Source organism: Burkholderia cepacia (assembly GCF_001718835.1).
Classification (GTDB): Bacteria; Pseudomonadota; Gammaproteobacteria; order Burkholderiales; family Burkholderiaceae; genus Burkholderia; species Burkholderia cepacia_F.
On record NZ_CP013443.1, the window covers coordinates 506,066 to 531,795 of the forward strand.

24 protein-coding genes are annotated in these 25,730 nt (G+C 66.2%); 11 read left to right on the plus strand and 13 right to left on the minus strand.

Going from position 1 to position 25,730, the window contains the following annotated elements:
- Positions 1 to 113: 113 nt before the first annotated feature.
- Positions 114 to 959 carry a M15 family metallopeptidase gene (locus tag WT26_RS05685; protein WP_021161809.1) on the minus strand — a complete coding sequence of 282 codons (846 nt, stop codon included), beginning with the start codon at positions 957 to 959 and terminating at the stop codon, positions 114 to 116.
- Positions 960 to 1,080: 121 nt separating this feature from the next.
- On the opposite strand from WT26_RS05685, the gene WT26_RS05690 reads away from it, so the two are divergent.
- Positions 1,081 to 2,073: a phage tail protein gene (locus tag WT26_RS05690; protein ID WP_069272344.1), complete on the plus strand. Its 993-nt coding sequence runs from the start codon at positions 1,081 to 1,083 to the stop codon at positions 2,071 to 2,073.
- 201 nt (positions 2,074 to 2,274) lie between these two features.
- Positions 2,275 to 3,300: a transporter gene (locus tag WT26_RS05695; protein ID WP_069273694.1), complete on the plus strand. Its 1,026-nt coding sequence runs from the start codon at positions 2,275 to 2,277 to the stop codon at positions 3,298 to 3,300.
- Between the two features lie 58 nt (positions 3,301 to 3,358).
- On the opposite strand, the gene WT26_RS05700 is transcribed toward WT26_RS05695, so the two are convergent.
- Together WT26_RS05700 and WT26_RS05705 are read right to left on the minus strand one after the other, a co-directional pair.
- A complete protein-coding gene (locus WT26_RS05700; protein WP_059879928.1) occupies positions 3,359 to 4,009 on the minus strand; it encodes a hypothetical protein in 651 nt (216 codons plus the stop codon).
- 257 nt (positions 4,010 to 4,266) lie between these two features.
- Positions 4,267 to 6,429, minus strand: coding sequence for a M1 family metallopeptidase (locus WT26_RS05705; RefSeq protein ID WP_069272345.1), 2,163 nt, complete (start codon positions 6,427 to 6,429; stop codon positions 4,267 to 4,269).
- A gap of 579 nt (positions 6,430 to 7,008) precedes the next feature.
- Here WT26_RS05705 and WT26_RS05710 point away from each other — a divergent pair.
- The 3 genes from WT26_RS05710 to WT26_RS05720 all read left to right on the plus strand — a co-directional run bounded on the left by WT26_RS05710 (position 7,009) and on the right by WT26_RS05720 (position 9,725).
- Positions 7,009 to 7,503: an LEA type 2 family protein gene (locus WT26_RS05710; RefSeq protein WP_069272346.1), complete on the plus strand. Its 495-nt coding sequence runs from the start codon at positions 7,009 to 7,011 to the stop codon at positions 7,501 to 7,503.
- Positions 7,504 to 7,623: 120 nt separating this feature from the next.
- A complete protein-coding gene (locus WT26_RS05715) occupies positions 7,624 to 8,757 on the plus strand; it encodes a methyltransferase (protein ID WP_069272347.1) in 1,134 nt (377 codons plus the stop codon).
- Between the two features lie 89 nt (positions 8,758 to 8,846).
- Positions 8,847 to 9,725, plus strand: coding sequence for a class I SAM-dependent methyltransferase (locus WT26_RS05720; RefSeq protein ID WP_069273695.1), 879 nt, complete (start codon positions 8,847 to 8,849; stop codon positions 9,723 to 9,725).
- An 84-nt stretch (positions 9,726 to 9,809) separates the two neighbouring features.
- Here the strand turns inward: WT26_RS05720 and WT26_RS05725 are convergent, their stop codons facing one another.
- Both WT26_RS05725 and WT26_RS05730 read right to left on the minus strand, forming a co-directional pair.
- Positions 9,810 to 10,391 (minus strand): DUF1415 domain-containing protein, encoded by a 582-nt coding sequence (locus WT26_RS05725; protein ID WP_069272348.1) that lies wholly within the window; start codon positions 10,389 to 10,391, stop codon positions 9,810 to 9,812.
- An 85-nt stretch (positions 10,392 to 10,476) separates the two neighbouring features.
- Entirely contained in the window at positions 10,477 to 11,097 is a 621-nt protein-coding gene (locus WT26_RS05730) for a TetR/AcrR family transcriptional regulator (protein ID WP_069272349.1), read from the minus strand.
- Positions 11,098 to 11,317: 220 nt separating this feature from the next.
- Between WT26_RS05730 and WT26_RS05735 the strand changes: the two genes are divergently transcribed.
- From WT26_RS05735 to WT26_RS05745, 3 genes are all read left to right on the plus strand, one after another.
- Positions 11,318 to 12,601: an MFS transporter gene (locus WT26_RS05735; RefSeq protein WP_069272350.1), complete on the plus strand. Its 1,284-nt coding sequence runs from the start codon at positions 11,318 to 11,320 to the stop codon at positions 12,599 to 12,601.
- A 146-nt stretch (positions 12,602 to 12,747) separates the two neighbouring features.
- Positions 12,748 to 13,353 (plus strand): nitroreductase family protein, encoded by a 606-nt coding sequence (locus WT26_RS05740; RefSeq protein WP_069272351.1) that lies wholly within the window; start codon positions 12,748 to 12,750, stop codon positions 13,351 to 13,353.
- Between the two features lie 220 nt (positions 13,354 to 13,573).
- On the plus strand, positions 13,574 to 14,824 hold the full coding sequence (locus tag WT26_RS05745; protein WP_069272352.1) for an Hsp70 family protein: 1,251 nt from the start codon (positions 13,574 to 13,576) through the stop codon (positions 14,822 to 14,824).
- Between the two features lie 70 nt (positions 14,825 to 14,894).
- Here the strand turns inward: WT26_RS05745 and WT26_RS05750 are convergent, their stop codons facing one another.
- Positions 14,895 to 15,098 carry a cold-shock protein gene (locus WT26_RS05750; RefSeq protein ID WP_006477070.1) on the minus strand — a complete coding sequence of 68 codons (204 nt, stop codon included), beginning with the start codon at positions 15,096 to 15,098 and terminating at the stop codon, positions 14,895 to 14,897.
- Between the two features lie 420 nt (positions 15,099 to 15,518).
- Between WT26_RS05750 and WT26_RS05755 the strand changes: the two genes are divergently transcribed.
- Both WT26_RS05755 and WT26_RS05760 read left to right on the plus strand, forming a co-directional pair.
- On the plus strand, positions 15,519 to 17,117 hold the full coding sequence (locus WT26_RS05755; protein WP_059522331.1) for an APC family permease: 1,599 nt from the start codon (positions 15,519 to 15,521) through the stop codon (positions 17,115 to 17,117).
- A 794-nt stretch (positions 17,118 to 17,911) separates the two neighbouring features.
- Entirely contained in the window at positions 17,912 to 18,949 is a 1,038-nt protein-coding gene (locus tag WT26_RS05760) for an IS110 family transposase (RefSeq protein WP_060093842.1), read from the plus strand.
- A gap of 321 nt (positions 18,950 to 19,270) precedes the next feature.
- Here WT26_RS05760 and WT26_RS05765 read toward each other — a convergent pair whose 3' ends face one another.
- The 7 genes from WT26_RS05765 to WT26_RS05795 form a co-directional block, all read right to left on the minus strand.
- Positions 19,271 to 20,062: a DODA-type extradiol aromatic ring-opening family dioxygenase gene (locus tag WT26_RS05765; RefSeq protein WP_069272353.1), complete on the minus strand. Its 792-nt coding sequence runs from the start codon at positions 20,060 to 20,062 to the stop codon at positions 19,271 to 19,273.
- A 133-nt stretch (positions 20,063 to 20,195) separates the two neighbouring features.
- The gene (locus WT26_RS05770) at positions 20,196 to 20,792 is read right to left on the minus strand and encodes a UbiX family flavin prenyltransferase (protein WP_069272354.1); all 597 of its coding nucleotides are present in this window, start codon (positions 20,790 to 20,792) and stop codon (positions 20,196 to 20,198) included.
- Between the two features lie 13 nt (positions 20,793 to 20,805).
- Complete coding sequence (gene grxD, locus WT26_RS05775; protein ID WP_021161789.1) at positions 20,806 to 21,117, minus strand: Grx4 family monothiol glutaredoxin; 312 nt, start codon at positions 21,115 to 21,117, stop codon at positions 20,806 to 20,808.
- 67 nt (positions 21,118 to 21,184) lie between these two features.
- Entirely contained in the window at positions 21,185 to 22,027 is an 843-nt protein-coding gene (gene prmC / locus WT26_RS05780; protein WP_069272355.1) for a peptide chain release factor N(5)-glutamine methyltransferase, read from the minus strand.
- 10 nt (positions 22,028 to 22,037) lie between these two features.
- A complete protein-coding gene (gene prfA / locus WT26_RS05785) occupies positions 22,038 to 23,120 on the minus strand; it encodes a peptide chain release factor 1 (protein ID WP_027788492.1) in 1,083 nt (360 codons plus the stop codon).
- A gap of 82 nt (positions 23,121 to 23,202) precedes the next feature.
- On the minus strand, positions 23,203 to 24,501 hold the full coding sequence (gene hemA, locus WT26_RS05790; protein WP_059522334.1) for a glutamyl-tRNA reductase: 1,299 nt from the start codon (positions 24,499 to 24,501) through the stop codon (positions 23,203 to 23,205).
- 26 nt (positions 24,502 to 24,527) lie between these two features.
- The gene (locus WT26_RS05795; RefSeq protein ID WP_069272356.1) at positions 24,528 to 25,289 is read right to left on the minus strand and encodes a response regulator transcription factor; all 762 of its coding nucleotides are present in this window, start codon (positions 25,287 to 25,289) and stop codon (positions 24,528 to 24,530) included.
- A gap of 171 nt (positions 25,290 to 25,460) precedes the next feature.
- On the opposite strand from WT26_RS05795, the gene WT26_RS05800 reads away from it, so the two are divergent.
- Positions 25,461 to 25,715: a hypothetical protein gene (locus WT26_RS05800; RefSeq protein WP_027788489.1), complete on the plus strand. Its 255-nt coding sequence runs from the start codon at positions 25,461 to 25,463 to the stop codon at positions 25,713 to 25,715.
- Positions 25,716 to 25,730 lie beyond the last annotated feature (15 nt).

Sequence of the window (25,730 nt, forward strand, 5' to 3'; positions counted from 1 at the left end):
CGGAAAAAATCGCGCACCGGAATGCATGATTTTTTGCGCCGCCCATATCGTTTCCTGCCGGGATATTAAAAAGCCCCATGCCGCCCTCATTATTTCCTGTCCGGCAGCCCTGGCTAGCTGCCGCGTCCCAGTTTAAAACCGGGTTTATGGTATTCCACGTGCCCGAGATCCATCATTTTCCAGCGGCCCCCCCAGGTCAGGCCAACCTGCTCGGCGACCTGGCCGTACAACTGGTAGCCGCGCATCGCCCACGGATCTTTCTCGGAAATGACCAGCTTGCCGTCGCGCAGGAATGCGTTGTCGGCCGCCAGCCCGAATTGGTGATAACTCTGGAAGGCCGCCGCGTTGGTCACGTTGCCGCCCATTGCCGCCAGCCGGTTCTGCCGTTCCGGGCTCCGGTAACCTTCCAGCAACGCCATTTCATATCCATATTGTTCGTGCATGATCTTGTAGACCAGCAGCAAACGCGTACGGAAATCCGGATCCAGCAGGTTCCAGTCGCGGCTCGCATCCTTCAGCGCCGGACGTACCTGTTCGACTTCCTTGGTGGCGAAGACTTCCGGCGGCAGCGGCGGGGGCGGTACGAGCTGTTCGCCCTGCAGCAGCGCGGCGATCTTCTCGTCGGGCACGCGTGCCGTGTCGTCGTACTGGAACAATTGCCGGCCGCGTAACGCAATGGCGACCAATGGCGGCGTCGCAAGAATACCTGCCGATACCATAATCATCAAGCGCCGCCGAACCAGTAAATTTTGCACGTCGTTTAAAGCGCCGCGCGTAACGCTTGCCGATTTAACAATCTGACTTCGCGTACGCGCGGCGCGATCGTTCGCACGGCGTGTAAGACGGCCGTGAAACTGGGCGACGGATTCGAAAACGGTCGCGCGGATACCCGGTAAAAGCAACAGTGCCGCAACGGCTACGGCAAGGGCGAAATAGGCGACGAGTGCGACGGCAATCAACGAAATCCCCGGAAATTGGAATTGATTGTGTTTTGCAATGCTTGCTCTTAGAATCAGGCTGCTTCGAGAGGCCGGGCTATATTATCGCGGTGAATTAAACCAGGATTCAATGAGACGCTGAATGAGTGCGCCGGAAAATTCAAATTCGAAATCTCCGCCCAGCCTGCTGTCCGACACGAAACAGGCCGACGGGTCCCAGCATTCGCGGATTCTCGCGAATCTGGAAGGACGTGTCACGCCGCCGGCCGAACCGCCGCGCCGTTCGCTGAAGGCGCCGATCGCGGCCGTCGTTGCACTGGTGGTTGCCGTCGGTGGCTGGGGGGCATGGCGCATGCAGCAGGCGGACGATACCACCACGGCAGTGGCTGCCGCACCCGCGGCACCCGCCGCGCCTGCGGTGCCGGTGCCGGCGAAGGCCGCGCCCGCCAGCGCCGTTGCGCCGCAGGTAGCGCATGCCGCGAGCGCGCCGCAGCCGGCCACGATCGTCAACGACGACGCCGCTTCCCGAACCGTTGCTTCCGCATCGTCCGCGCCCGCCGCGGACAACAGCCGCCTGTCGCGCGCGCTCGCCAACGGCGCCGACGATGCATCGGGCGCCGCTGCGTCGGGTGCCGCCGTGCCGGCCGTCGCGCCGGTCGCGGCAGCCAAAGCCGATGCCGCGAAGGGCGCGAAGCCGGCGGCCAAGGCGATCCCGGCCGCCACGGTCGCCGCCCGCAGCAAGACCGACGCCGCGCGCGCGAAGGCTGACGCAAAGGCCGAGGCCCGCAAGCATCGCAAGGAACAGCAGGCCGAGCTCGCGCAGGCGAAGAAGCGTCGCGACGCGACGTCGACCCGCACCGCGAGTGCGAAGGCGGCCGGAAAGGACGATCCGGATGCGGATCTGCTCGCGGCGCTGGTCGCGCGCACGAAGCCCGCCGACAAGAAGCCCGCGGCGCAGGCTGCGCCGACCAGGACCGCTGCGACGGCGGGTGGCGCGACGCTCGCCGCGCGCGTGAAGGAATGTTCGGAGCGCGGTTTTTTCGAGGATCAACTGTGCCGCTGGCGCGTCTGCGAAGGTCACTGGGGCAAGGATCCCGCGTGCCCGTCCGCCGAGCAGTCGCAGAACCGCCAGTAAGCCGCCCCCGTTGCCGATGCTTGCGCCGCCCGCCGGGCGGCGCGTTGCTTTCGACGCCGCGACGCCATTCGTGACGTCGTCACGAAAACGTCACATCGGTCGGGCATACGTCGTGGTTCCTTTCCCTGCGCGGCGTCCGGGCGCGTGCGGCGCGCCCGCCGATGATGCCCGTTCGCCGCGCGCCGCGCGACCTTCGACATGATGGACCTGATCGTACAGACTTACGGCGCCGATACGTCCGGCATGGTGTGCGGATTCCGGTTCATGCCCGGCGAGCCCGGGGCGATGCTCGACGCCGAGGCCGCCGCCGACTGGCTGCGCGGGCACCGCGCCGCTGCGCCGGACGATGCGTTCGTCTGGCTGCACTTCAATCTCGCGCACGGCGCGAGCGAGCGCTGGATGCGCACGCACCTCGGTCTGCCCGACAGCTTCTTCGAGTTCCTCCACGAAGGGTCGCGCTCGACGCGCATCGAGCAGGAAGACGGCGCACTGCGCGCGATCGTCAACGACGTGATGTTCAACCTCGAACTGACGCCGTCGGAGATCGCGACGCTGTTCGTCCACGTCGAGCGGCGCATCATGGTCACCGCGCGGCTCAAGCCGCTGCGCTCGGTCGACACGCTGCGCGCGTGCGTGCGCGACGGCGAGCAGTTCCGGTCGCCGGCGGAGCTGCTCGTGCACCTGCTGCGCGACCAGGCCGACCTGCTGATCCAGATCATGCGGCGCACGAGTGTCGACGTCGATCGCATCGAGGACCGCTTCCTGTCGCAGCGGCTCACGTCGAGCCGCATCGAGCTCGGCGCGATGCGCCGCACGCTGACGCGCCTGCAGCGCATGCTCGCGCCCGAGCCCGGGTCGATCTTCCGGCTGCTCGCGAAGCCGCCCGCCTGGCTGCACGTGGAAGACGTGCAGGAGCTGCGCGAGTCGACCGAAGAGTTTTCGCTGGTGCTCGCCGACCTGGCCGGGCTCAACGAGCGGATCAAGCTGCTTCAGGAAGAGATCGGTTCGCGTCTCGACGAACAGAACAACCGGACGCTGTTCACGCTGACGCTCGTGACCGTGATCGCATTGCCGATCAACATCGTCGCCGGCTTCTTCGGGATGAACGTCGGCGGCGTGCCGTTCTCGGAGAACAAGCACGGCTTCTGGCTGATGGTGCTGCTCGTGGCGGGCTTCACGGCGCTCGCCGCCTGGTGGGCGTTCCGCCGGCGCGGCGACGAACGGTAGCGCGACGCGGGGCGCGGCGGCCGCGCGCCCCGTGCGCCCCGTGCGCCCCGTGCGCCGCTCAGAAGCGGTAGGTCGCCCCGATCTTGACGATCGGATAGAAGCGCAGCCGGTTGGCCTTGTCCCGCAGGTTCGCTTCTTCCGCGTCGACGTTCGACTGTCCCGCCGCGGCCACGATGTTCGGCGGGACGTCGAAGTCCACGTGAGGCTTGCCGAACGCGACGCCCGCGTCGAAGAACGCCGACAGCCCGCGATGGCTCGGGTTGTGGCCGAAGCCGAGCCCGAAGTACGGGCGCACGACCGGGAACTTCGCCTTCGCGTGAATGGTCTCGCCGCCGGTCGGCACGGTCACGCCGTTGATTCGATAGGTGCCCGTCATGCTCGTCGCGGTCGCGTCGATGTTGTCGCCGCCGATGATCAGGCCCGCCGTCAGGTGGAACGGCACGACCGACGGCGCGGGGAACAGGTCAGCGAAAAGCCCGCCGTGATACAGGTCCAGATGGGCGTCGTAGCGCAGGTCGCCCGCGTTGAACGAGCGCGACAACGTGAAACCGTCGAATTCCGCGCGCAGGTTCGCATAGCGCGTCACCGCATGGCCGTATCCCAGTCCGATCCCGTCCGTCGCCACGCCGCCGTAGATTTCATCCGCGCGCGCCGGCTGCGCCGCGAAACTCATTAGTATGACAAAATAACCTGCCCACTTCATTTTCATCTGGCGATTCCATTCGGTTGCGATTATCCCGCCATGCGCGCGACCTGCCTGCGCGCGTGGCCAACGGGGGCCGCGATTCCGGCGCCCGCTCCGAGGGATATCGGCAGCCGCTCCGAAACGTTGAGGCTTCGTCACGGGGCTGTCATGCAGCACAAGCGGAACGCAAACGGGCCTCCCGGAGGAGGCCCGTCGAAGCAGCGGGAAGCGCGTTGGCCGGCCAGCGCCGCAGGCTGCGCGGCGCCGGACGGACAGGCGCGTTACTGCGTGACTACCTTGCGCGGCTTGAAGATGCCCTGGTAGTGCAGTGCCGGATGTTCCTGCGGCGTCGTGAGCTCGTTGGTCCGCGGCGTCATGCGCAGGAGCGTCGCGGCCGGCGAAGCGACCGAGCCGATCGACGTCGAGCGCGATGCCGGCGCGAGGTTGTTCGCGACGAGCAGCGCGGCCTCGCTCTTCAGGTTCGCGAGCAGCACCGGATCGGTCGAGCCGTTGACCTGCGTGAGCAGCCCGCTCCAGGCCGCGTCGCTGTAGTTCACGACGTAGTAGTCGAGCCCGCTCGGGTCGGCCACCACGCCCGTGCAGCCGTCGATCCGCGTTTGCGTCTGCGTGTCCTTCAGCGCGAGCGTCGTGCGTTTCGCGAGACCCTGGCCGTACGCGAGCGTGATCGGCACCGTCCATTGCAGGCCCGGATACGCGTTCTTGTTCGGGAACGGCTGCTGTTTCAGCGTGACGACCGTCTGGTTCTTCGTCAGGTCGCACTGCGTGTCGAGCGAGATCAGCGGCACGCCGGTCTGGCGGACGTAGCTGTCGCCGATCGCGCCGATCGCCTGGCCGCTTTCCTTCGACAGCGCATCCCACAGGCGCTTCGGGGTGCCGTTGCCGAACGAGTAGTCGACGAGGTACTGCTGCAGACCGCGGCGCAGCGTCTGTTCGCCGAGATAGTTCTCGAGCGTCTTCAGCACATGGCCGCCCTTGTCGTACGTGAACGCGCTGGCGCTCAGCACGAAGTCGTTCGACGCCCAGCCGTTGAAGTTCGGCGCGACCGGGAACGCGTTCGGGCCGATGTCACGATTGATCACGCGGTACTTGTTCTTCACCTGGTCGAGCCAGCTGAACTCGTTGGGGAAGAACTGGATCGTCGTCTTGGTCTCGAAGAACGTCGCGAACGACTCGTTGAGCCACACGTTGTCCCACCAGTCGGTCGTGACGAGGTCGCCGAACCACTGGTGCGCGACTTCGTGCGTCAGCACCTCGTTGCCGTAGTGCGACATCGGCTGGCCCGGCTGCGGCAGGATGTCGTCGGCGAACTCGAGGATCGACCCCCAGTTCTCCATCCCGCCGAAGTTCAGGTCCTTCTGCTCCTTGAACGCATCGTTCGCGGCCACCGTATCGAACTTCGTGAGCGGCAGCGCAATGCCCGTGTAGCGGTAGTAGAAGTCGAGCGCCTGCTTGGTGCGGTCCATCGCCGGCTTCGCCCAGTCGCTCATGCCCGGCGGCGTGAACACGCGCAGGTGCAGGCCGCCCTTGCCGCCCGGCAGCGGGCTCGTGAAGTCGTCTTCATAGGTGTCGAACTGGCCGCCGCCGAAGAACAGCAGGTACGACGGCATCGGCGGGGTCTTCTCGAACTGCACGAGCTTGTAGCCGCCGCCGACGTTGGTCGACGGCTTCTCGGCCGCGTTCGACACGACGCGCCAGCTCGACGGCACTTCGGCCGTCACTTCATAGGTCGGGCGGAACGCCGGCTCGTCCCAGCCCGGGAACCACTGGCGCGACAGGTTGGTTTCGCCCTGCGTGAGGATCGCGCCGCTCGTCTTGCCGTCGGTGCCCTTCAGGTCGACGCGGAAGACGCCTTCCGCGGCCGAGCAGCCCGGATACGGATCGTCGCCGCAACTGCCGCCCGTCTTCGTGACCGGATCGTCGTACGACTTGAAGTTGATGATGCCGGACCATTCCATGTGCAGCGAATAGTTGCCCGGCGAGATCGTGCCGCTCACGGGGCGCAGCTGGTAGAAGTCGCCCTTGTCCTGCGGCGTCGCGATCAGCTGGATGTTGCCCGGCTGCAGCGTGATGCGGCCGTTCGTGAACTTGATCCGGTGGCCGGCGATCACGATGTTGTTGACCGGCTTCAGCACCTTGATCTCGACGTCGGCGCGGCCGTCGAACGCGTTCAGCGCGTCGTTCGGGCGGAACCACAGCCGGTAGTTCACGGGCACCACGGTGTCCGGCAACTCGACCGGGTGCGCGCTCTTGTCGATGTTGGACGCAGCCGGCTGAGACGCCGCGGGCGTCGACGCGCCGTTCGGTTTGCCTGCCGCGCCCAGCGCGGAGGCCGAGCCGACGCCGCCGTCGTCACCGCCGCACCCGGCGAGTGCGAGCGCGGCGACGAGCGGCAGATAACGCATCTTGCGAATATCGATCGACATGACTGAAACCTCGATTGTTGAAAGAATCGTTCAGTGCTGCGAAAACGCCGGCAAAAACAATCCCCTCGCCATTAATCAACAGCGATGAAAATGCCAATGACGGATTATTCGAAAAGACGGCGGCCGACTACGTGAAGGTAATCATGGTCTGTTGCCCCCTATTGATTCTCGTTTGTCGGTTGACCTGCCGGTTCGATTTTCCCGGGCGCGCGCGCAACCCCATCGAACCGACGACCTGCGAAGCCGGCCGGGCCTTGTGCTGCGGGACCGGAACGCGCGTGCGCCGTTCCGTAAAATCACCGTCATGCGGCTTCAAGGTTTGTCGGCTTGCTCGAAGGATGCGTAAATATACTTGATGGTTTTAGGTAAAGGAAACGAAAAATTTAGAATCTGCATCGATTCAAGTTTCTGTGTTGCATTGCACGATAAAAGTTATGGATTTGCGTTTCTGTTTTACCGGGAGATTCGTAGTTTTAATTTATTAACCATATTGGGCATGCGCGCGGACTACGAAATCCGGTGCGCCGGCGCGTGCCCGGTACAATGCGGCGAAGGTCGTTCGCCGCGAGGAGTCCGCTCATGCCGCCCGTTTCGTTTCGTGCCGCGCCGCTGCGCGCCGTGCTGTCGTTCATCGTCGCCGTGCTCCTGCTCGGCGGCTGCGCGGGGCTCACGCGCGATTCCGTGCGCGTGTCGGTCGCCGGGCTCGACCCGCTCGTCGGGCAGGGCCTCGAGATGCGTTTCAACCTGAAACTGCGCGTGCAGAACCCGAACGACGCGCCGATCGCATATGACGGCATCTCGGTCGCGCTCGACCTGAACGGCACGCCGTTCGCGAGCGGTGTCAGCGACCGCTCGGGCGTCGTGCCGCGCTTCGGCGAGGCCGTGCTCGACGTGCCCGTTTCGGTGTCGGCGTTCGCTGCCGCGCGGCAGGTATGGGGCCTGGCCGGCGCCGCGTCGGCGGGCGAGCTGCCGTATGCGCTGCGCGGCCGGCTCGCGGGCGGCGTGCTCGGCACCGTGCGTTTCAGCGATGCGGGCACGTTGCGCCTGCCGGCGCTGCCGGCGTCGGGCGGGTGACGCATCGCCGCGATGCGCTGCAGCATGCGAGCGCGCTTTGCCCGTTACGCAAAGCAGGGTAAGGTGTGGTCCGCGCGGCGCATTTCCGCCGCCTGTTGAAGTCAACCGTTCCGAATTCGCGTGACCGATTTCCCCGTTTTCCACTGGACCGACGCCGACGGCGCCGATCATGCCGTGCGCTGGCGCTCCGAAGCCGGCGTGCAACCGCCGAAGCGCGCGGTGCCCGCCGACGACCGTCTCACCGCCGACGCGGCCTACCGTCTGGCCTGCGAGGGCACCGCGCTCGTCTGGCAGGGCGACTTCCAGAATGCGCGCCAGCTCGTGCAGGCGATGGCGCGCCGCGTCGAGCGCAAGCCGAAGAAGGCGAAGGCCGCGGTGGGCGCCGACGCATTCAACCTGCATCGTCTCGCGCAATCGCAGCGCGCCCGCACGCTCGGGATGCTGCTGATCCCGCTCGATGCCGACTACACGATCCCGCTGCGCCGCGCGCCCGACGTGCGCGCCGCATGCGAGGAAGCGTACGGCCCGGGCGGCGCACCGTCGGTCGTGTCGCTGCGCGAGCTGCTCGGCCTCGTCGGCGCGCACGAATGGCGCAAGAAGGGCGTGCCGATTCCGGCGCTCGGCGGCGCGCCGATCCATCCGCACTACGGCGTGTTCTCGCCGGTGCGCGGCGAATACGTCGAACTCGTCGCACGCACGCCGCTGCCCGCGACGTCGCTCGCGTTCGACATCGGCACGGGCACCGGCGTGCTCGCGGCCGTGCTGGCGTCGCGCGGCGTCGAGCGCATCGTCGCGACCGATCAGGATCCGCGGGCGCTCGCCTGCGCGCGCGCGAACGTCGAGCGGCTGGGCCACGCGGACCGCGTCGAGGTCGTCGAGGCGGATCTGTTTCCGGCCGGCCGCGCGCCGCTCGTCGTCTGCAACCCGCCGTGGGTGCCGGCCCGTCCGAGCGCACCGATCGAATACGCGGTCTACGATCCCGACAGCCGCATGCTGCGCGGTTTCCTCGCGGGGCTCGCCGACCATCTCGAACCGGGCGGCGAAGGCTGGCTGATCCTGTCCGATTTCGCCGAGCATCTCGGCCTGCGGCCGCGCGACACCCTGCTGCAGTGGATCAACGAAGCCGGCCTCGTCGTGCTCGGCCGCGAAGACATCCGCCCCGCACACCCGAAGTCCGCCGACGCCGACGATCCGCTGCACGCGGCACGCCGCGCCGAGGTCACGTCGCTCTGGCGGCTCGGCGCACGAGCCTGACCGCGCATTTTCGGTAAACTATCGCCATTCCTCACGAATTCCCGCCGCCGGGCCGTGGTCGACCGACCGTGGCCCGGCGCCGCTTCACGATGTCGAACAAGACCCACGAAATCCGCCCGGAGCAGTCCGTCGAGCTGCTGAAGGAACTGCACATCCTCACCCGCGACGGCAAGCTGAACCAGGACAGCCGCCGCAAGCTGAAGCAGGTCTATCACCTGTTCCAGTTCATCGAGCCGCTGCTCGCGAGCGTGCAGGCCGACAAGGGCGGCGTGACGCTCGTCGATCACGGCGCCGGCAAGTCGTATCTCGGCTTCATCCTGTACGACCTGTTCTTCAAGCAGCAGCCGGGGCACGGCACGGCGGCGTTCGCGTCGCACGTGTACGGGATCGAGACGCGCGAGGAGCTGGTCACGCGTTCTACCGAGCTCGCCGCGCGGCTCGGGTTCGGCGGCATGTCGTTCCTGAACCTGTCGGTCGCCGATTCGATCACGTCGCCGAAGCTGCCCGAAACGGTCGACGTCGTCACCGCGCTGCATGCGTGCGACACGGCGACCGACGACGCGATCCGTTTCGCGCTCGCGAAGCGCGCGCAGCACATCGTGCTCGTGCCGTGCTGCCAGGCGGAAGTCGCGGGCGTGCTGCGCAAGAACAAGGGCAAGTCGCTCGCGAACGCGCTGACGGAAGTGTGGCGGCATCCGCTGCATACGCGCGAATTCGGCAGCCAGATCACCAACGTGCTGCGCTGCCTGCAACTCGAGGCGCACGGCTATCAGGTCAGCGTGACCGAACTGGTCGGCTGGGAACATTCGATGAAGAACGAGCTGATCATCGCGCAGTACAAGAACCTGCCGCGCCGGCGTCCCGGCGAGCGGCTGAACGAGATTCTCGACATGTTCGGGCTGGCGGAGCTGCGCGAGCGGTTCTTCGTGCCGCAGGGCGGCGAGGAAACGGCGCCGGCCGCCCACTGAGTCGCTCAAGTCACGTTAGTCACGTTCGGCCGGGGCGCGGCGGTTGAACGTTCCTCCGGCGCAGCGCGCCGACGCAATTGCCGCTCAGACGTCGTCGCCCGGCCGGCGCATCCATTCGCGCCAGCCGTCGTGGCCGAGGCGGCGCAGTGTTTCCTGATTCCTTTCGTAGATCGTGGACGCGTCCGGGAACGCGTCGACCGCGCGCGCGATGCTGTCCTCGCGCAGCAGGTGCAGGATCGGATACGGCGCACGGTTCGTGTAGTTCTCGATGTCGTCGGGTTCGCTGCCTTCGAACCGGTAGTGCGGATGGAAGCTCGCGATCTGCAGCACGCCGTCGAGCCGCAGTTGCCGCACAAGGCGGTCGGCAAAGAACAGCGCATCGTTGTAGTCGACGAAATCGGCGAACGCATGCGGGAAGATCAACAGCGTCGTGTCGACCTGCTGCGGGTCGGCCGCATCGAGCGCGCGCAGTTCCGTTTCGAGTTCGGCGAGCGCGTCTTCGAGCGTCGTCGCTTCGCTGATCGCGTAGCGCACCTGTTCCTTCACATAGACGCTTTTCGCGAACGGGCACAGATTGAGCCCGATCACCGCGCGCGCGAGCCAGTGCCGCGTGGCGGCGAGGATGTCGTCGTGCGCGTCGTGTGAATCGGAGCGGGCGTCGGTCATGGCGGTGCGGGGTGCGGGCGGCGGGAGTCGCATTGTAGCGGGCGGCCGCACGGCCCGGCGTGCCGCGCGGCCCGTTCGCCGTTGATCACGCGCACGCGGCTTCGATCAACTGCGTGACGAGCGCGGGCGCGGTGCCGATCGGCGTTTCGCCGTGCCGATAGGTCTGGCTCGCCGCGTAGATACCCTCGACCACCAGCGCGAGCGCATCGGCGAGCTTCGCCGGCGCGCGCGCGCCGGCGCCTTCGCATAGCGCGACGAGCCGCTTCATCAACTGTTCCTTGTTCTGCGCGACGCGCTCGCGCGCCGGGTGCGACGCATCCGGAAACTCCGCCGCGACGTTGACGAACGGGCAGCCGCGATAGTCCTTCTGCGTCGCGCGCTCGGCCAGGTCGACGAAATACTGGATCAGTTGCGCCTTCGGCTGGCCCGGATGCTTCGTGACGCTTGTGTCGAGACGTTCGAAGAAACACGCATCCATCCGCTCCAGATACGCGAGGATCAGGTCGTCCTTCGACGAGAACTGCCGATACAGGCTCATCTTGTTGACGCCCGCGCGCTCCACGACCGCCTCGACGCCCACCGTCCGAACGCCTTCCTTGTAAAACAGCTCCTCGGCGGCGCGCAGCAGGTGCTCCTGCGCGGTGGCGCCCGGGATCGCCTGTCGCGTGCGTCGCGACGCGGGCTTGGCGGCCTCGATGTCGGACATGTTGCCCTCGGTGTCGAAATTGAATGCTTGACATGTTACCGATTGGTCACTACGATCGCAATACACTTGTGACCGGTCGGTAACAATGCGATCGGATCGAAGACAACTGCCAGACGTCGGCCCGGGCCGGCTGACGTGACGTGCGGCGGAGGTGGCCCGTTTTGCATGGGACCGGATCGAGCGCTGAAGCGCTGACGCCGGTCATCAGGAGAAATCGGACATGAACTGGGCAGCAAGACGAATCGGCGGGCGCTTCCATTACGGATGGCTCGCTGCGGCGGTGGTATTCCTGATCCTGCTGGCGGCCGCCGGCACGCGCGCGACGCCGAGCGTGCTGATGGTGCCGCTCGAACGCGAGCTCGGCTGGAGCCGCGCGGCGATTTCGCTGGCGATCTCGGTGAACATCGCGCTGTATGGCCTGACCGGCCCGTTCGCGGCCGCCGCGATGCAGCGCTTCGGGCTGCGCCCGACCATCCTCACCGCGCTCGTGACGATGAGCGCGGGCGTCGCGCTGTCGTCGATGATGACGCAGAGCTGGCAGATGGTGGTGATCTGGGGCCTGATGGTCGGCTGCTCGACGGGTGTCGTCGCGCTGACGCTGTCCGCGACCTTCGTGACGCGCTGGTTCCATGCGCGGCGCGGCCTCGTGATGGGAATCCTGACCGCGAGCACGGCCACCGGCCAGCTCGTGTTCCTGCCGATGCTCGCGGCGATCGCGCAGCGCCATGGCTGGCGGCCGGTCGTGCTGGTCGTCGCGGTGGCGGCCGCGATCGTGATTCCGCTGGTTGCGTTCCTGTTGCCCGAGCGGCCGGCCGACGTGCAGCTGCGCCCTTACGGCGAGCCGGCCGATGCGCCGCCCGCGCCCGATGCGACCAGGGAGAACCCGCTCGCGGTCGCGTTCCGTACGCTGCTGACGGCGAGCCGCTCGCGCGATTTCTGGCTGCTGTTCTTCAGCTTCTTCATTTGCGGCGCGAGCACCAACGGTTACGTCGGCACGCACCTGATCGCGATGTGCAGCGACTACGGGATGACGGAAGTGCAGGGCGCATCGCTGCTCGCGGCGATGGGCGTGTTCGACCTGTTCGGCACGACGCTGTCGGGCTGGCTGTCCGACCGCTACGACAATCGCGTGCTGCTGTTCTGGTATTACGGGCTGCGCGGGCTGTCGCTGATCTACCTGCCGCATGCGTTCGGGATCGATTTCTTCGGGCTGCCGCTGTTCGCGATGTTCTACGGGCTCGACTGGATCGCGACCGTGCCGCCGACCGTGCGGCTCGCGACCGACGTGTTCGGCAAGGCTGCGGCGCCGGTCGTGTTCGGGTGGATCGTCGCCGGCCACCAGCTCGGCGCGGCGTTCGCGGCGCTCGGCGCGGGGCTGCTGCGTGCGAGCCTCGGCACCTACACGATCGCGTCGATGATTTCGGGCGGGCTGTGCATCGTCGGCGCGCTGATCGTGCTGCGCATCAACCGCGGCCCGTCGCGCGCGGCTGCGCAACCGGTCTGACGTCGGCCCCGGCCGATGCGTCCGGGGCCAACGCAGGTTTGGCGATTTGCATTGATCGGCAGCGGCGGGCGCGCCGGCGCGCAACCGGTTATGCTTGCGGTTCGCCAGGCGTTCGCGCCCCTTCATCGATGTCAGCGAGGATCCGCATGTCCGTCAAACCTGCTCCCACCACTGTTTCGATTCACGATCTGATCGCGGGCCGCTGGAGCCCGCGCGCGTATTCGAACGCGCCGGTCAGCGCCGAGCACCTGCACGCGGTGCTCGAAGCTGCCCGCTGGGCACCGTCTGCCTACAACGCGCAGCCGTGGCGCTTCATCGTATTCGACCGCACGCAGGACGAAGACGCATTCAAACGCGCGTTCGCGACGCTGGTGCCGTTCAACCAGGGCTGGAATGCGCCGGCGCCCGTGCTGATCGCCGTGACCGCGCATACGCTCACGCCGAAGGGGGAACCGGCACCGACCGCGCTGTACGACGCGGGCGCCGCCGCGATGTCGCTGGTGCTGCAGGCGCACGCGCTGGGCCTGGCCGCCCACCAGATGAGCGGCTTCGACGCGAAGGCGTTCCGCGACACGTTTGCGATCCCGGCCGACGTCGCGATTCCCGCGATCATCTCGCTGGGTCACTACGGCAACGTCGACAAGCTCGATCCCGTGCTGCGCGATCGCGAGAAGGCGCCGCGCACGCGTCATGCGATCGGCGAGGTCGTCTATGCGGGCGCGTGGAAGAAGGGCTTCGACGCGGCGGCCTGACGCGAAGGTCCTTCGGCCGGGCCGAAGCTCGCGCTCGGGCGTCGGCCCGGGCAAGCCCGGCAAGGGCTTGCGACGCCCGCCCGCCGGGCGTTGCGGCCCCGAATTCATCGAGCCGGCACGGCCCGGTGCCACTTGCCGCTTGCGGTTGTGATCCCGCGGGCTTCATGTTAAAAAGCCCGTCCTTTCCGTTTTCGCGCCGGCCCTGCTGCGGCAATTTCCCATGACTTACTGCGCGATCGATTTCGGCACGTCCAATTCCGCCGTGGCGCTGCCCGACGGCGACGGCATGCGCCTCGCGCCCGTCGAGGGCGACCACCTGACGCTGCCCACCGCGATCTTCTTCAACAACGACGAAGAGACGGTCGAATACGGCCGTGCGGCGCTGGCTTCCTACATCGACGGTTTCGACGGCCGGCTGATGCGCTCGATGAAGAGCATTCTCGGCTCGCCGCTCGCGGAAACGACGACCGATCTCGGCGACGGCAGCGCGATCGCGTACACCGACATCATCGCGCGCTTCCTGACGCACCTGAAGCGCAAGGCCGAAACCCGCGCGGGCGCGTCGATCGGTCGTGCGGTGCTCGGCCGTCCCGTGTTCTTCGTCGACGACGATCCGCGCGCCGACCGCCTCGCACAGAATCAGCTCGAGGCGGCCGCGCGATCGGTCGGCTTCTCGGACGTTCAATTCCAGTACGAACCGATCGCGGCCGCGTTCGACTACGAATCGCGTCAGCAGGCGGAGCGTCTCGTGCTCGTCGCCGACATCGGCGGCGGCACGTCCGACTTCTCGCTGGTGCGCGTCGGGCCCGAGCGGATGGCGCGGCTCGAGCGCAAGGACGACGTGCTGGCCCACCACGGCGTGCACGTCGCGGGCACCGACTACGACCGGCGTGTCGAGCTGGCCGCGATCCTGCCCGCATTCGGATACCGTTCGCTCGATCCCGAAGGGCGCGAGCTGCCGAACAAGATCTACTTCGATCTCGCGACCTGGCACCTGATCAACACGGTCTACACGCCGAAGCGGCTCGGCGAGCTGAAGCTGATGAAGCACCTGTACCGCGACGTGCAGCAGTACGACCGGCTCACGAGCGTGGTCGAGCAGCGGCTCGGGCATGCGTTGATGGCGCGCGCAGAGGAAGCGAAGATCGGCGTCGCGGCGGGCGGGGAGACGATGATCGACCTGAGCGACGTGGAAGAGGATCTGCAGATCGCGTTCGATGCCGAGCGCCTCGTCGATGCGAGCCGCGACGACACCGCCCGCATCGTCGATGCCGCGCGCGAGACGGTGCGGCTTGCGGGTGTTGCGCCGCGCGACGTCGGCGCACTGTATTTCACCGGCGGTTCGACGGGGCTCGCGTTCCTCTCGGGCGCGCTCGCGGGTGCGTTCCCGGATGCGCAGCCCGTGTTCGGCGACCGGCTGGCCAGCGTGGCGACCGGTCTTGGCATCCACGCGCAGCGGCTGTTCGGCTGAGCGCCACGGCGACGAAACAAAAAAAGCCCCGCCGAAGCGGGGCTTTTTTACACGAATTATCGCGCCAAGCTTAGACCGGACGGATGTTCGCAGCTTGCAGACCCTTCGGGCCCGTCTTCACTTCGAATTCAACCTTCTGGTTTTCTTGCAGCGTCTTGAAGCCTTCGACGCGGATTTCCGAGAAGTGCGCGAACAGATCGTCGCCGCCGCCTTCCGGGGTGATGAAGCCGAAGCCCTTTGCGTCATTGAACCACTTGACGGTACCGGTTGCCATGTTACTTGTTCCTAAAAAGATAAAACGGGGCCGAAGCCCATGGGGTGCGGAAAATCAAGGAAGGGGTAATAGGACCAACCGGAGTACCGTTGATGGGCGAACTACGAAAGAACCAATTCACTCGCCACTTGAAATCCTGCGAAGTCCTTTATACGGCTTATCACTCGCGTGGTCAACCGTATTTCCATGGACTCAGGGTTATTACGAATTTCGAGCTTACAAACATTGCAGATTTCACGGATTTTTTGTAGGGGCCGAACGATTTTGGCGCCACGCTCGAGGTGCAACCGTTAAACTACGCGCCGCGCGGACGGGTTGCCCTGATCGGGTGACGCGTCCCCCCAAGAATGCGTGCGCGGTGCAGTCCGAGCCGATCCCGGACCGCGGGCCGACCATGCTTTTTGAGACACAGGAGAGGATGTGAAGAGTTCTATTCAACGGAACATCGGCCCGTTTGCATTGATGCTGACGGGGCTGGGTTCGATTATCGGCTCGGGCTGGCTGTTCGGCGCCTGGAAGGCCGCCAAGATCGCCGGTCCGGCGGCGATCTGCGCATGGATCATCGGCGCGGTCGTGATTCTCGCGATTGCACTGACGTACGCGGAACTGGGTGCGATGTTCCCCGAGTCGGGCGGCATGGTGCGCTACGCGCGCTACTCGCATGGCTCGCTGGTCGGCTTCATCAGCGCGTGGGCGAACTGGATCGCGATCGTATCCGTGATCCCGATCGAGGCTGAAGCGTCGATCCAGTACATGAGCACGTGGCCGTATCCGTGGGCGCATGCGCTGTTCGTGAACGGCGAGCTGACGACACCCGGCCTGCTGCTGTCGGCCGTGCTGGTCGTCATCTACTTCATGCTGAACTACTGGGGCGTGAAGGCGTTTGCCCGGGCGAACACCACGATCACGATCTTCAAGTTCCTGATCCCCGGCCTCACGATCCTCGGCCTGATGCTGACGAGCTACCATCCGGAAAACCTCGGCACCGCATCCAACGCAAGCTTTGCGCCGTACGGCTGGTCGGCGGTGCTGACCGCGGTCGCGACGAGCGGCATCGTGTTCGCGTTCAACGGTTTCCAGAGCCCGGTGAACCTCGCGGGCGAAGCGCGCAACCCGTCGCGCAGCGTGCCGTTCGCGGTGATCACGTCGATCCTGATCGCGCTCGTGATCTACGTACTGCTGCAGATGGCGTACATCGGCTCGGTGAATCCGGCTGACGTCGCGCAGGGCTGGTCGCACTTCAACTTCAAGTCGCCGTTCGCCGAACTGGCGATCGCGCTGAACCTGAACTGGCTCGCGATCCTGCTGTACGTCGACGCGTTCGTCAGCCCGAGCGGCACCGGCACGACGTACATGGCGACCACCACCCGCATGATCTACGCGATGGAGCGCAACAACACGATGCCGAAGATGTTCGGCAACGTGCACCCGCTCTACGGCGTGCCGCGCCAGGCGATGTGGTTCAACCTGCTGGTCTCGTTCATCTTCCTGTTCTTCTTCCGCGGCTGGAGCTCGCTCGCGGCGGTGATCTCGGTCGCGACGGTGATCTCGTACCTGACCGGCCCGATCAGCCTGATGGCGCTGCGCCGCGCGGCGACCGACATCGAGCGTCCGCTGTCGATTCCGCTGATGAAGCTGATCGCGCCGTTCGCGTTCGTCTGCGCGTCGCTGATCCTCTACTGGGCGAAGTGGCCGCTGACGGGCGAGATCATCCTGCTGATGATCGTCGCGCTGCCGGTGTACTTCTACTTCCAGGCGAAGTCGGGCTGGACCGGCTGGGGTGCCGACCTGAAGGCCGCATGGTGGCTGGTCGCGTACCTGCCGACGATGGCCGTGCTGTCGCTGATCGGCAGCAAGGAATTCGGCGGTTACGGCGTGCTGCCGTACGGCTGGGACATGCTGGTCGTCGCGGCAATCTCGCTGGTGTTCTACTTCTGGGGCGTGAATACCGGCTACCGGACCAAGTATCTCGACGAGCGTGAATCGCACGACGAGATCCTCGAGGGTGTCGGTGCCTGACGCGTGACCTGCCGCCGGATTCGGCGGCGGCAGGAATCGGTGCAAGCATGGAAAAAAGCCCGTTCGAGCCACTGGCTCGAACGGGCTTTTTGCTGTGCGCCCAGCATGGGCGCACTCCTGCGGGTGTAAGTCCCGCCATGAGCTGGTCACGGCGAATGAAGTGAAGCGCAACTGCACGAGGGCGACCGAATGTGGGGAGGAAGCGTGGAGCGTAAATCGCGAGCCGATGGACAAGAACTGCATAGAAGGCGCTGCCGAGCAGGGCGAGCGGGCAACAAACCGCGAAGCTCTTGTGACCAAGGCGCGGCGGCGTAAATGCAGCGGTTGTGCGATGAAGGAGTGCGTTCTTACCTGGGGAGGCCTCGCCTCATGCCTGAAAGGGCAACGACGTCGAGTCGGAGCGAGGAGTCAGCAGAGGCCATAGTAGTTGGGCGGTGTGGCTGGGAAAGCTAAAGCTGCCGGCGAAGGGCCGAAGGGATGGGAGGGGGAGCCCTCTGGTTATCGGAAGTGAAGCGCCTCAGATGTTCGCGAGAGCGAAGCTCGCCGGTCAGGTGGATAGGGTGAAGCCCGACAGGCCCCGGCAGCGAGGAATCAGTTCCGCCGAACCGGACCACGGCAAGCCTGGGCGTCGGGTCGGGAGCAACACAAGCCTGACGACCTCAACCATTCCAACCGCCTGGTGCGGACCCGCATGCCAGGTGGTAATGGAATGGACGCCCCCGTCCGAAGCGGCATTGCCGTGTCAAAGTGGTGAGGCTGTCGAAACACCACCTTCACCGGAGGAGGGCGTCACCATGAACGTTACTACGATCGGCATTGACCTCGCCAAGGACATCTTCCAGGTCCACGGTGTGAACGAGCACGGCAAGCCGATATTGAGGAAGCAACTGAAACGGCACCAGATAGTCGCGTTCTTTGCGAACCTTCCAGGGTGCCTCATCGGCATGGAAGCCTGCGCCAGCGCCCACTTCTGGGCACGCAAGCTGCAGACGCTCGGCCATACGGTGAGGCTCATGGCTCCCCAGTTCGTTAAACCCTATGTGAAGACGAACAAGAACGACGTTGCCGATGCCGAAGCGATCTGCGAAGCGGTGGCGCGACCCAACATGCGGTTTGTGCCCATCAAGAACGTCGATCAACAGGCGGTTCTTGCATTGCACCGAGCCCGCCAAGGGTTCGTTCGGGCGCGTACCGCGCAGGCCAATCAGATCCGCGGGCTGCTGGGGGAATTCGGTTTGGTGATGCCGCGGGGGATCACCAGCATTGCCCAGCACGTACCTCAGCTCATCGAAGACGCCAGCAATGAACTGCCGGGGTCATTCCGTCTGTTGATACAGCGCTTGACGGACCACTTGAAGGAGCTTGACCGGCAGGTCGCAGAGATCGAGACGCAGATCAAGGCGTGGCATCACGCGAGCGACGCCAGTCGCCGACTGGCAGAGATTCCCGGCATCGGCCCGATTACGGCCAGCGCTCTGGTTGCCTCGATCGGCGACGGCAAGTGCTTCAGCAATGCCCGGCAACTGGCGGCGTGGTTAGGTCTGGTACCCAGACAGCATTCGAGCGGAGGCAGGCCGACGCTGCTGGGTATCAGCAAGCACGGCGATACCTACCTGCGGACACTGATGGTGCACGGCGCGCGGGCTGTCGTTCGCTATTGCGCCAACAAGGACGATGCGTTCTCGGGCTGGCTTCATCGCTTGCTCACGCGCCGGCACAAGAACGTCGCCGTGGTGGCAGTGGCGAATAGGAACGCCCGGATTGCCTGGGCGCTGCTCACGCAAGGCACTGCGTTCCGATCGGATTACGCGCCGTCCGTGGCCGCTGCGTAATCCGATCGGGTTCGGTTAAGGCTCTCCCAGGAGGTTGCTTGGGCAATCGTGACGTGATGGCAAGACAGGTTGGACCGGGATCGGAATACTCTGCCCTCCCACAGGCGCTTCGAGCGCGAGGTGGTGATTAGAGTCCGATCAGCTGATTCCATCAGGGACAGAGGCGTCTCGCTAGCCTCCTGAACAGTCCGGATGTATGGCCGCAATCTCAATCTATCTGCCGATCGTGTACGGCTGCCTTGCAAAACGGAGGCGTCCATGTATGTGGGAGGGGACCGGTCAGATTACCTGACCGCCCCTATCCCGATTGGGCGGGGCCGGTCAGTCGTTCGCGCCGGCGAACACGTAGTTCGTCATCGCGAGCACGCGCTGGTAGGTGCCGAGCGACTGGATACCGAGCTGGTAGTCGTCGTCCGCCGCGCCGAGTGCCGTGAACACCGGCAGCAGATGCTCGTCGGTCGGATGCATCAGCGCGGCGTGCGGTGCCTGCCGGCGGTAGTCGAGCAGCGCGTCGACGTCGCGCGCGGCCAGCTTGGCCTCGAACCAGTCGGTGAATTCCGCGACGCGCGGGTCCGCATCCTCCGGTGCCGCGCCGAAATCGGCGGCGCGCAGGTTGTGCGTGATCTGGCCGGAGCCGATCACCATCACGCCTTCGTCGCGCAGCGGTCGCAGCGCGCGGCCGAGCGCGAAGTGGTGCGCCGCATCCGCGCGCGGCTGGATCGACAACTGCGCCACCGGTACGTCGGCTTCCGGGAACATCAGCAGCATCGGTACCCACGCGCCGTGGTCGAGGCCGTGCTCGGTCGTGGCGGTGGCGATGCCGGCCGCGTTCAGCAGTCCGGCCGCGCGCTCGGCGACGTCGGGCGCGCCGGGCGCCGGGTAGCGGATGTCGTACAGCGCCTGCGGAAAGCCGTAGAAGTCGTGGATCGTTTCAGGATGCGCGGCGACACTGGCGACGGGCCGCTGCGTGCCCCAGTGCGCGGACAGCATCAGCACCGCGCGCGGGCGCGGCAATTCGGCGCCAAGGTGGGTGAACGCGCCGGACGGCAGCGTCGGGTCGATCGGCAGCGTCGGGGCGCCGTGGGACAGGTAGAGCGAAGGCAAGCGGTTCATGGTGGTGGCCCTGCGATGAGGTTGCCTGTGACTATAGGCTCACACCAATCGTTGATAAATCAGCATTTGCGAATTTGATTCGATCTCGTTTGTTGATAATCGCCGAGCCTTGCGGGCCGTGAAACGCGCGCCGTTACTGCGCCGGCCGGATGCCGGCCCACGGCGTCGTCATCGGTGCACTGAGCGCGAACAGGTCGAGCACGCGCGTGACGGTCTGGTCGACGAGCTCCTCGATCGACTTCGGCATCGCGTAGAACGCGGGTAGCGGCGGGAAGACGATGCCGCCCATTTCGGTCACGGCAGTCATGTTGCGCAGATGCGCGAGGTTGAACGGCGTTTCGCGCACCATCAGCACGAGGCGGCGGCGCTCCTTCAACGTGACGTCGGCCGCACGCGTGATCAGATTGTCGGACAGCCCGTGCGCGACGCTCGCGAGCGTCTTCATCGAGCAGGGCGCAATCACCATCCCGTCGGTCGCGAACGACCCCGATGCGATCGTCGCGCCGACGTCGCGCACCGAATGCACGACGTCCGCACGGCTTTCGACCTCGGCCTTCGACAGCTTCAGTTCGTGCTGGATGTTGAGCCAGCCGGCGTTCGAAATCAACAGGTGCGTTTCGACGCCGCCGGCGGCGCGCAGCAGCTCGAGCAGCCGTACGCCGTAGATCGCGCCGGTGGCGCCGGTGATCGCGACGATCAGCCGGCGTGGCGGCGCGCTGCGGGGTTCCATCGGGGAAGGGGGATTACGCGGCGGCGAACAGTTGCTGCAGTTCGCCCGACTGGTACATCTCCATCATGATGTCCGAGCCGCCGATGAATTCGCCTTTCACGTAGAGCTGCGGAATGGTCGGCCAGTTCGAGAATTCCTTGATGCCCTGGCGGATCTCGTCGTCTTCGAGCACGTTGACCGTCTTGAACTGATCGACGCCGCAGGCCTTCAGCACCTGGATGGCGCGGCCCGAAAAGCCGCACATCGGGAATTGCGCGTTGCCCTTCATGAAGAGCACGACCTGGTTTTCGTCGACGATTTGCTTGATACGTTGTTGGGTGTCCATGACTGACCTTGCGTTTGCGGGGCGTTAGATCGAAATGATAGCGGATTTCAACCGGACGGGCCGGGCATCAGCCCGGCAGGCGGCCGCCTGTCGTGCGTTCGATTGCGGCCAGATCGGCGAGCGATTCGACTGCGACGAAGCCGTGCGATGCGAGTACGGCGCGCACGGCCGCCGCCTGGTCGTAACCGTGCTCGATCCAGAGCGTGCCGCCCGGTTTCAGGTAAGTGCCCGCGCCCGCGACGATCGTGCGGATCGCGCTGAGGCCGTCGGCATCGTCGGTGAGTGCGCCGCGCGGCTCGAAACGCAGGTCGCCCTGCGTGAGGTGCGGATCGTGCTGCGCGATGTACGGCGGATTGCTGACGATCGTGTCGAAGGCGAGCGCAGGATCGAGCGCCGCGTACCAGTCGCTCTGCAACCAGTGCAGCGGGCCGCCGGGGCGGTGCGCGTCGAGCAGCTTGCCTGCGTTGCGCCGCGCGACGGCGAGCGCTTCGCCCGAGCGGTCGAGCGCCCACACGCGAGCATCGGGCCGCTCGGCGGCGAGGGAGACGGCAATCGCGCCGCTGCCCGTGCCGAGATCGAGCACGGCCGGATGCGGCAGCCCGTCGATCGCATCGAGTGCGGCTTCGACGAGCAGTTCGGTTTCGGGGCGCGGGATCAGCACGTCGGGCGTCACGTCGAACGGCCGGCCGAAGAACTCGCGCATCCCGACGAGCTGCGCGACCGGCTCGCCGGCCATGCGGCGCGCTTCGAGCGTGCGGTAGCGTTCGACCGCGGCCGCGTCGAGCGGCGCGTCGCCGCGCGTGATCAGTTGCGTGCGGGTCCAGCCAAGCGCGTGCGCGAGCAGCACGCGCGCATCGACCGCGTCGAGCGCGGACGCGCGCAGCAGGTCGAGGGCGGTCGTGGCGCTCATCTCGCGGGCCTCAGTCGGCGTCGCCGAGCGACGCGAGCAGTTCGGCCTGGTGCTCGCTGACCAGCGCGCTGATCAGTTCGTCGAGGTCGCCGTCCATGATCGCCTCGAGCCGGTACAGCGTCAGGTTGATCCGGTGGTCGGTCATCCGGCCCTGCGGGAAGTTGTACGTGCGGATCCGTTCCGAGCGGTCGCCGGAGCCGATCAGGCTCTTGCGCGTCGCGGCTTCCTTCGCGTGCTGCTCGTGATACTGCTTGTCCTTGATGCGCGCGGCGAGCACCTTCAGCGCGCGATCCTTGTTCTTGTGCTGCGAACGGTCGTCCTGGCACTCGACGACGATCCCGGTCGGGATGTGCGTGACGCGCACCGCCGAATCGGTCTTGTTGATGTGCTGGCCGCCCGCGCCGGACGCACGGAACGTGTCGATCCGCAGGTCGGCCGGGTTGATCTCGACCTCGCCGATTTCGTCGGCTTCCGGCATCACCGCGACCGTGCACGCGGACGTGTGGATGCGCCCTTGCGTCTCGGTCGCCGGCACGCGCTGCACGCGATGGCCGCCCGATTCGAACTTCAGGCGCGAATACGCGCCCTGGCCCGCGATCCGCACGATCACTTCCTTGTAGCCGCCGAGATCCGATGCGCTCTCCGACATCATTTCGACCTGCCAGCGCTGGCGTTCCGCGAAGCGCAGGTACATGCGCAGCAGGTCGCCGGCGAACAGCGCGGATTCGTCGCCGCCCGTGCCCGCACGGATTTCGAGGAAGATGTTGCGGTCGTCGTTCGGATCCTTCGGCAGCAGCATCTTCTGCAGCTCGGTCTCGAGGCGGGTCATGCTCTCGCGCGCGCTGCGGATTTCGTCTTCCGCGAAATCGCGCATCGACAGATCGCCGAGCAGCTCCTGCGCGGCCGTCTCGTCGCTGCGCGACTGGCGCCACAGCGCGTACTGTTCGACCACCGGGCCGAGTTCCGCATGTTCACGCGTCAGCTTGCGGTACTGGTCGAGGTCGGCCGTGACGTTTTCGCGGCTCAGCAGGTCGTTCAGTTCGGCCAGCCGTGTGGACAGCTGGTCGAGCTTGCGTTGCATGCTCGTTTTCATGGTGTGGAGCGGCGCTCCCGGGCAAGGGGTATTCGGAAAGGATAGGCCGGCGCGCGGCCGGCGGCAGGGCGATCGGCCGGCGCTAGTGGCCGGACTGGTCGTTCGAACGCGGTGCGTGCTGGTAGAAGCCGCGCATCAGGTCGATCAGCGAATCGCGATCGGCGCCGTTCACGCGATTGAGCGCGCTCGTCGGGCCGTGGATCAGCTTGTTGGTCAGCGCCTGCGACAGCGCTTCGAGCACGGCGGCCGGGTCGTCGCCGCGCGCGAGCAGCTTCTGCGCCTTGTCGACTTCGGCCCGGCGCAATGCGTCGGCCTGCGTATGCATGTGACGGATCACCGGCACGACGCTGCGCGTGTCGAGCCATTGCATGAAATTCTGCACGCGGGTTTCGATGATCGCTTCGGCCTGTGCGACCGCAGCCTGGCGCGATGCGTTGCCTTCGCGCACGATCGCGCCGAGATCGTCGACGGTGTAGAGGAACACGTCCTTCAGCTTGCCGACTTCGGGCTCGATGTCGCGCGGCACCGCGAGGTCGACCATGAAGATCGGCCGGTGGCGGCGTGCCTTCACCGCGCGCTCGACTGCGCCGAGGCCGATGATCGGCAGCGTCGACGCCGTGCACGACACGATGATGTCGAATTCGTGCATGCGGCTCGGCAGATCCGCGAGCGGCATCGCGCGGCCGCTGAAGCGTTCGGCAAGGCGCTGGCCGCGTTCGGCCGTGCGGTTCGCGACGACGAGTTCGCGCGGGCCTTGCGCGGCGAAGTGCGTCGCGCACAGCTCGATCATCTCGCCGGCGCCGATAAACAGCACGCGCTGATCGGATACTTTTTCGAAGATCCGCTGCGCGAGGCGCACCGCGGCGGCGGCCATCGACACCGACTGCGTGCCGATTTCGGTCGTGCCGCGCACTTCCTTCGCCACCGCGAACGTGCGCTGGAACAGCTGGTTCAGGTAGGTGCCGAGCGCGCCGGCTTCCGTCGCGGTGCGGACGGCATCCTTCATCTGGCCCAGAATCTGGGTTTCGCCCAGCACCATCGAATCGAGGCCGGATGCGACGCGGAACGCGTGCCGGACTGCTTCCGACTGCGGCAGCGCATAGACGTGCGGTGCGAGCTCGTCGACCGGAATCCGGTGATACTCCGACAGCCAGCGGACCGCGCCTTCGCGTGCGGCGCGATCATCGGTCGCGCAATACAGTTCGGTGCGGTTGCAGGTGGAGAGGATCGCCGCTTCGGGCGTATTGGGCGCCTGGGGGCCGAGAAACACGTTCTTGAACGTGACGAGAGCCGGCTTGATCTGCTCGAGCGGAAACGCCACGCGTTCGCGCAGGGCGACAGGCGCAGTGTGGTGATTGATTCCGATCGTGAGGAGTTGCATATCGAGGGCTATCGTTTAGCCCCATATTATAGCGTTTCAGTGATTTCCTCACTCGCGGCATACCGGGCATCCGCGTGGCGGGGCCGGGAATTTGGGGGCTCGATCGGCACGCGGTCGAGCTGATAGCCATAGCCGTAGAGCGGCAGCAGCCGGTAGCCGCGCTCCGGAAGCAGGTGCAGCTTGCTGCGCAGCCGGGACGCGTGGGTATCGAGCGTGCGCGACTTCATGTCGCGGCGGCGCGCCCACACCGTTTCGAGAATATGGGCGCGCGATACGGGCCGCGACAGGTTCGCGAACAGCAACTGCGCAAAACGGAACTCCTTCGGCGTGAGTGAAACGATTGCGTTGCCGAAGCGAACGAGGCAGTGCGTGGCGTCGAAAGCGTATTCGCCATATTTTTCGCGCGAGCGGGCCGGCGGCCGGCGCACGCCGGCGCGCCGGCTCAGCGCGTTGACGCGCGCGAGCAGCTCGGGCCCGCTGACCGGGCGCACGAGGCAATCGTCGGCGCCCGCGTGCAGGCACGATACGATTTCGCTTTCGCGCGGCATTTGCATCACGGCGATCGCCGGCAGTCCGGGCAGGATCGTCTGCGCGCGCGGAATGACTTCCTCGGCCGGCTGGTCGCCGGCCCAGTGGCTGGTGATCAGCATGTCGCAGGTGTTGGCGGCGAGCCACTCGAGGCACCGCGCGCTGGAAGGGAACGGGTGGCAGAGGTGTCCGCCCGCAAAGAGCAGGCGGTTCAGGAGCGCGGCATGGCGCGCGTCCGGATCGATCAGAGCGATTCGCATGAGGATTTCTTCAATACGGCAGCCGGTGCGCGCTTGCCATAACGTCGAGTCGGCCCCTACACTCGAACGTTCGCGGCACCCGGCTGGTCTCGGGTTCGATGGATGAATCGATGCTAGCCGCTGGCAACGTTCACGCCTATGGGACGAATCCGAATTTATGGAAGGCGTCGAATGAACTGGTTTGGAATCCTTGTCCTGGGAGCGGCCGTCGGGCTGTTCGGCCGATGGCTGCATCCGATGCGGCGCACGGGCCGGCCGGCGTGGTGGATCGCAGTGCTCGCCGGTATCGTCGGCGCGGCCGCGGCCCGCATGGCCGGCAATCTCTCTGGACTGTTTTACGATGGCGAGACGCTCGAATGGCCGGTCTGCACCGGCGTCGCGTTCCTCGCAGTAGCCGTGACGGTTGCGCTGTCGGCCCGTCGCTGAATGCTCTCAGGTGAA

Coding starts and splice junctions, on each gene's coding strand:
- WT26_RS05690 (WP_069272344.1), top strand. CDS start 1,081: ATGAGTGCGCCGGAAAATTCAAATTCGAAATCTCCGCCCAGCCTGCTG.
- WT26_RS05695 (WP_069273694.1), top strand. CDS start 2,275: ATGGACCTGATCGTACAGACTTACGGCGCCGATACGTCCGGCATGGTG.
- WT26_RS05700 (WP_059879928.1), bottom strand. CDS start 4,009: ATGAAAATGAAGTGGGCAGGTTATTTTGTCATACTAATGAGTTTCGCG.
- WT26_RS05705 (WP_069272345.1), bottom strand. CDS start 6,429: ATGTCGATCGATATTCGCAAGATGCGTTATCTGCCGCTCGTCGCCGCG.
- WT26_RS05710 (WP_069272346.1), top strand. CDS start 7,009: ATGCCGCCCGTTTCGTTTCGTGCCGCGCCGCTGCGCGCCGTGCTGTCG.
- WT26_RS05720 (WP_069273695.1), top strand. CDS start 8,847: ATGTCGAACAAGACCCACGAAATCCGCCCGGAGCAGTCCGTCGAGCTG.
- WT26_RS05725 (WP_069272348.1), bottom strand. CDS start 10,391: ATGACCGACGCCCGCTCCGATTCACACGACGCGCACGACGACATCCTC.
- WT26_RS05730 (WP_069272349.1), bottom strand. CDS start 11,097: ATGTCCGACATCGAGGCCGCCAAGCCCGCGTCGCGACGCACGCGACAG.
- WT26_RS05735 (WP_069272350.1), top strand. CDS start 11,318: ATGAACTGGGCAGCAAGACGAATCGGCGGGCGCTTCCATTACGGATGG.
- WT26_RS05740 (WP_069272351.1), top strand. CDS start 12,748: ATGTCCGTCAAACCTGCTCCCACCACTGTTTCGATTCACGATCTGATC.
- WT26_RS05745 (WP_069272352.1), top strand. CDS start 13,574: ATGACTTACTGCGCGATCGATTTCGGCACGTCCAATTCCGCCGTGGCG.
- WT26_RS05750 (WP_006477070.1), bottom strand. CDS start 15,098: ATGGCAACCGGTACCGTCAAGTGGTTCAATGACGCAAAGGGCTTCGGC.
- WT26_RS05760 (WP_060093842.1), top strand. CDS start 17,912: ATGAACGTTACTACGATCGGCATTGACCTCGCCAAGGACATCTTCCAG.
- WT26_RS05765 (WP_069272353.1), bottom strand. CDS start 20,062: ATGAACCGCTTGCCTTCGCTCTACCTGTCCCACGGCGCCCCGACGCTG.
- WT26_RS05770 (WP_069272354.1), bottom strand. CDS start 20,792: ATGGAACCCCGCAGCGCGCCGCCACGCCGGCTGATCGTCGCGATCACC.
- grxD (WP_021161789.1), bottom strand. CDS start 21,117: ATGGACACCCAACAACGTATCAAGCAAATCGTCGACGAAAACCAGGTC.
- prmC (WP_069272355.1), bottom strand. CDS start 22,027: ATGAGCGCCACGACCGCCCTCGACCTGCTGCGCGCGTCCGCGCTCGAC.
- prfA (WP_027788492.1), bottom strand. CDS start 23,120: ATGAAAACGAGCATGCAACGCAAGCTCGACCAGCTGTCCACACGGCTG.
- hemA (WP_059522334.1), bottom strand. CDS start 24,501: ATGCAACTCCTCACGATCGGAATCAATCACCACACTGCGCCTGTCGCC.
- WT26_RS05795 (WP_069272356.1), bottom strand. CDS start 25,289: ATGCGAATCGCTCTGATCGATCCGGACGCGCGCCATGCCGCGCTCCTG.
- WT26_RS05800 (WP_027788489.1), top strand. CDS start 25,461: ATGAACTGGTTTGGAATCCTTGTCCTGGGAGCGGCCGTCGGGCTGTTC.